At 64.7% G+C, this 4,516-nt stretch carries 6 protein-coding genes and 1 pseudogene; 1 reads left to right on the forward strand and 6 read right to left on the reverse strand.

What is annotated here, in order from left to right; genetic code table 11:
- From JCM19049_RS08425 to JCM19049_RS19565, 4 genes and pseudogenes are all read right to left on the reverse strand, one after another.
- Positions 1–327: MBL fold metallo-hydrolase (locus tag JCM19049_RS08425; RefSeq protein ID WP_279402769.1), on the reverse strand; the 327-nt coding region annotated here is incomplete at its 3' end.
- Positions 328–487: 160 nt separating this feature from the next.
- Positions 488–2,171: pseudogene (locus JCM19049_RS08430) on the reverse strand (long-chain-fatty-acid--CoA ligase).
- Between the two features lie 550 nt (positions 2,172–2,721).
- Positions 2,722–2,958 carry a hypothetical protein gene (locus JCM19049_RS19560; protein ID WP_279402770.1) on the reverse strand — a complete coding sequence of 79 codons (237 nt, stop codon included), beginning with the start codon at positions 2,956–2,958 and terminating at the stop codon, positions 2,722–2,724.
- The gene (locus JCM19049_RS19565) at positions 2,958–3,191 is read right to left on the reverse strand and encodes a hypothetical protein (protein WP_279402771.1); all 234 of its coding nucleotides are present in this window, start codon (positions 3,189–3,191) and stop codon (positions 2,958–2,960) included. The genes JCM19049_RS19560 and JCM19049_RS19565 overlap by 1 nt, the downstream gene beginning before the upstream one ends.
- Before the next feature lie 224 nt (positions 3,192–3,415).
- Between JCM19049_RS19565 and JCM19049_RS19570 the strand changes: the two genes are divergently transcribed.
- Positions 3,416–3,697 (forward strand): hypothetical protein, encoded by a 282-nt coding sequence (locus tag JCM19049_RS19570; RefSeq protein WP_279402772.1) that lies wholly within the window; start codon positions 3,416–3,418, stop codon positions 3,695–3,697.
- Between the two features lie 71 nt (positions 3,698–3,768).
- On the opposite strand, the gene JCM19049_RS19575 is transcribed toward JCM19049_RS19570, so the two are convergent.
- Both JCM19049_RS19575 and JCM19049_RS19580 read right to left on the reverse strand, forming a co-directional pair.
- Positions 3,769–4,122: a hypothetical protein gene (locus tag JCM19049_RS19575; RefSeq protein WP_279402773.1), complete on the reverse strand. Its 354-nt coding sequence runs from the start codon at positions 4,120–4,122 to the stop codon at positions 3,769–3,771.
- An 11-nt stretch (positions 4,123–4,133) separates the two neighbouring features.
- Positions 4,134–4,516: pyridoxal-dependent decarboxylase (locus JCM19049_RS19580; protein ID WP_279402774.1), on the reverse strand; the 383-nt coding region annotated here is incomplete at its 5' end.

Below are 4,516 nucleotides of genomic sequence, written 5' to 3' on the forward strand. Positions count from 1 at the left end.
CGCGCCGCGGTCCCCGGGACCCAGGATCCGGATGGGCCGCTTGCCGGCGGGGATGGTGAACAGCCCAAAGATCGCCAGCGAGGCCAGGTCGATGGTGTGATCCGAATGCAGGTGGGTCAGGAAGATCCCGCGCAGGTCCCCGGGGGTGAACCCGGCCTTCATCAGCTGATTGCCCACCCCGGAACCGGCATCGACCAGGTAGACGGCGTCGCCGACCACCACGGCGGTGGAAATTCCGGCGCGTTTGCCGGCGTTGGCCCCGGTCCACCAGCGGGGGCCGCCGGCGGTGCCCAGGGTGACGACGTGGGGTGCGAGGTTGGAGGCCACGGGCCCTGTCCTTTCAGTCGGGAAGCGTATTGCTTCCATACTGAATGGAATAGATCACATCCGTAAAACTGTTTTTTACGTCCTAATACATAGGTTTTACCTGTTTGAACATGCAAAGAGGGGCCCGCAGGTCACCCCGCGGGCCCCAGCCAAGTAAGCGCTAGTCGGTGCCGCCCAGCTGCTCGCGCACCTGCTTGCGCAGGATCTTTCCGAGCATGGAGCGCGGCAGCTCCTCCACCTGCCGGATCTTCCGGGGCACCTTGTAGGCAGCCAACAGTCCGCGGCAGTGCTCCCGCAGCGCCTGCTCATCCAGCTGCGCGCCCTCGTTCAGCTCCACCGCGGCGACCACCATCTCTCCGCCGCGGGCCAGCGGCTCACCGAACGCGGCCGCATCAGCCACATCCGCATGCTGACGCAGCGCCGCCTCCACCTCGGTGGGCGAGACATTGAAACCGCCGGTGATGATCAGTTCCTTGGCGCGGTCCACGATCGTGGCAAATCCGTCGTCGTCCACCGTCACCACGTCCCCGGTGTGCAGCCAGCCCTCGGCGGTAAGCACCTTGGCCGTCTCCTCCGGGTTGTTCCAGTAGCCGGAGAACACCTGCGGCCCCTTGATCAGCAGCTCGCCGGGCTGCCCAGGTTCCACCGCTTCGTGCGGCTCCTGGAGACTGACCACCTTCATGTCCGTGGAAGGGAAGGGGATCCCAATGGTCCCGGTGCGCCGTGAAGGGTGGAAGGGATTGCCCAGCGCCACCGGCGAGGATTCGGTCATCCCGTACCCCTCCACCAACAGTCCGCCGGAGACCGACTCCCACAGCTCGACCACGTGATCGGGCAGGTTCATCGCCCCGGAAATGCAGTATTTAGCCGATCGCAATGAGATGCCGCGCTCCAGCGCCCCCATGGCGGTGCGCTCATAGATCGGCGGCACCGCGCAGTACACGGTGGCCGGGGACTTCTTCCAGGCATCAAGCACCAGCTTCGGCTCGAACTTGGGGAAGAGCACCAACAGGCCCTGCTTCTTAATCCCGAACGTCAGGTACAGCGTCATCCCAAAGGCGTGGAACATCGGCAGGATCGCGTAGAGGACTTCCTTGCGCTCCTCCGCCCCGAGCATCCACGCCTCTCCCTGCAGCGCATTGGAGTACAGGTTGTAATGGCTGAGCATGGCGCCCTTGGGGTGCCCGGTGGTGCCGGAGGTGTACTGGATAACCGCCAGGTCATCCACCTCGGGCATCGGGTGGCGTGGGTTCAGCCGGTCGGACTTGGCCAGCTGCTTCCAGCTCATCGTCCCGGGGGCCGGTGCGGTCAGCCCAGCCCGGGCCTCACGCAGCTTCTTCACCGGCAGACTCAGCGCCAGGCGCTTGGTGGCCGGGAACGCCTGCAGCAGATTGACCGCGACAATGGTGTCGATCTGCACATCCTCGGGGAATTGCTGCAGGGCCGGCACCGCCTTGTCCCAGGCGATCACCACCCGGGCCTGATGGTCCTCGAACTGGTGACGCAGTTCGCGGGAGGTATACAGCGGATTGTGCTCCACCACCACGGCGCCAGGCGCAGCACCGCGTAGAACGCGATCACATGCTGGGGGCAGTTGGGAAGGATCAGGGCAACCCTCTCCCCGCGGTCACACCGAGCCGGCGCAGCCCTCGGCCACGCGCTCCACCTGTTCGCCGAGTTCGGCATAGCTCATCTGCCGTCCGAAGAATTCGGTGGCCGGGCTGTCCCCGGCCTGGGCGACGGAGCGGGCGAACATGTGGGCCAGCGATTCGGTGGGCAGCTCGATCTCGGCGGGCACCCCGCTGGTAGTTCTTGGTCCACGGATGCGCGGATGTGTTGTGCATGTCCCCATCATGCCCCTTTGGCGCGATCTGCGCGATTCTGGCGGTCCTAACCAGAGCTCGTTGAACGAGCCGCCTACATTCAACGCACCGCATCGGGCGCCAGGATGGCCGACCCCTTTGTGAGCAAACGCGCTCGCCGGGCTGTCCACCATCGCCCCGCACTCCAACAGGCTTGCAGCACCACCATGGAAACCGTGATCCGATCACCGGGTTCCAGCGAGCCGCTGCGCGAAGCATCTATCAGTCAGCCATGCGCCTTGCGTTCCTTGGACATGGGCGCGAAATCTTCACTCAAACTGTTGACTGGGTCACACGGCCACCCTAGTGTGATGCAGGACACTGATATATCAATTGCTTATTAATGAGCTATCAAGCTTTCGCTGCTGTGGAGGGAACAAAACCTATGCCAGATAGAACCGCGACCCGCGCCGGGTTGGGCACAACGGAAAAGACCAACTTCCTTCGGTTGGCGACCTTTGCCGGTGCCATCATTGCCTTCCTGATCGGCTCGGGTTTCGCCACCGGCCAGGAAATCCTGCAGTACTTCACCTCATACGGTTATTGGGGCGTCTTTGGCACGGGACTGCTGGTTTTGGCCCTGATGACGTACGTGGTCATCGAGTTCTTCGTCGTCGGGCAAGCCAAGAAGTTCGAGAAGCCCTCGCGGATCTTCCACTACTACTGCGGCCGGTACCTGGGTACCTTCTTCGACTTCTTTTCCATCGTGTTCGTTTTCCTCAGCTTCACAGTAATGGTTTCGGGCGCCGGAGCCGTCTTCGAGGAACACTACGGGCTCTCGAAGTACCTCGGCGGCATCGGCCTGGCGCTCGCTGTGGGAATCAGCGTCTGGTTTGGCCTGAAGTCACTGGTGGACGTCATTGGCAAGATCGGGCCGCTGATCGTGGTGATTGCCATTGGGTTGGGCATCACCGGGATCCTGCGCAACCCGCAGGGGATCTCCGAGGGGCAGGCGCTGTTGCCCGGCCTGGAGTTGACCCAGGCCTCGAGTAGCTGGTTCATGGCCGGGCTGTCCTACGTCGGGTTCTGCATGCTGTGGCTGGCGGCGTTCCTGACCGCACTGGGCAAGACCGCCCGCAGCAAGAAGGAGGCCGCCGCCGGAGGCGCAATGGGCGCGGTGGCCTTCTCGGTGGCGTGCATTATCGTTGGGCTGGGTCTGCTGGCCAATATCGTGAAGGTCGGCGGCACCGAGATCCCGATGCTGGTGCTGGCCCGGGATATCAGCGGTGCTGGCCTCGGGGATCTCGGTGATGATCCTGGCGGGCATCTACACCACCGCGGTCCCGCTGCTGTGGACCGTCTCCAGCCGCTTCTTCCCCGACAGCACCCCGCGCTTCAAGTACCTGACGATCGCCCTGGCGGCGCTTGGCACCGTGATCGGCCTGGTGCTGCCCTTCAGCCAGATGGTCAACATTGTCTACGTCATCAATGGCTATGTGGGAGTGCTGCTGCTGGTGCTGATGCTCGTGAAGACCGGCACCCGCCTGGTCCGCCGCGAGAAGCTCTAGACCTGGCCTGGGAAGTCCACCGGTCCTGCACCCCCGCGGCCCCGGCCGGCGGGGGTGCCGTCTCATCCGGCTCAGTTTCCTTCGGCCACCTGCCGCAGGTCCCGCCACAGCTGTTCCACGTGGGAGCGCTGCGTGCCCAGGGCGCCAATGGAAACCCGCACCATCCAGCGGCCCTCCAGCACGGCCGGGGAAACATAGGCACGACCGGAGAGGTTCAGTTGCCGGGCCCAGTGCTGGGTGTGCCCATCGACCTGCTCGGCGCTGGCGCCCTGCGGTTCGTGCACCACGCACACGGTCTGCAGGTTGACCGGGGCGGCGAGCTTCCACCCTGGGGTGGAGCTGACCTGTTTGGCCAGCCACTGGGCGTTTTCCAGGTCGCGGCGCAACCGGGCGCGCAGCCGCTCGGCCCCTTCGGCGCGCAGCATGAACCACAGCTTCAGGCACGGAAGCGCCGCCCCAGCGGGATCCCCCAATCGCGCAGATTGGTCACCTGGTCATCACGTTCGGAACGCAGGTAGCTGGGGTTGGTGCCCATGACGCGTTCCAGATGCTGCGGGTCGCGCACGAAGTACAGGGAGCAGTCGAACGCCACCCCGAGCCACTTGTGGGCGTTGACCACGACCGAATCGGCGTACTCGATCCCGTCCCACATCCAGCGGTACTCGGGCAGGATCATCGCCGAGCCGGCCATCGCCGAATCCACGTGGAACCAGATGTCCTGACGCGCTGCGATCTCTCCCAATTCCCGCAAGGTCAACAGCGGTCGTGGTGGTGGTGCCGGTCGCGGCCACGATGGCCGCGGGGATGCGTCCAGCCGCG

The sequence above is a fragment of the Arthrobacter sp. JCM 19049 genome (genome assembly GCF_001310435.1).

Excerpts from the sequence above, each read along its gene's own strand:
- JCM19049_RS19565 (WP_279402771.1), bottom strand. The coding sequence starts at position 3,191 with ATGAACCAGCTACTCGAGGCCTGGGTCAACTCCAGGCCGGGCAACAGC.
- JCM19049_RS19575 (WP_279402773.1), bottom strand. The coding sequence starts at position 4,122 with ATGCTGCGCGCCGAAGGGGCCGAGCGGCTGCGCGCCCGGTTGCGCCGC.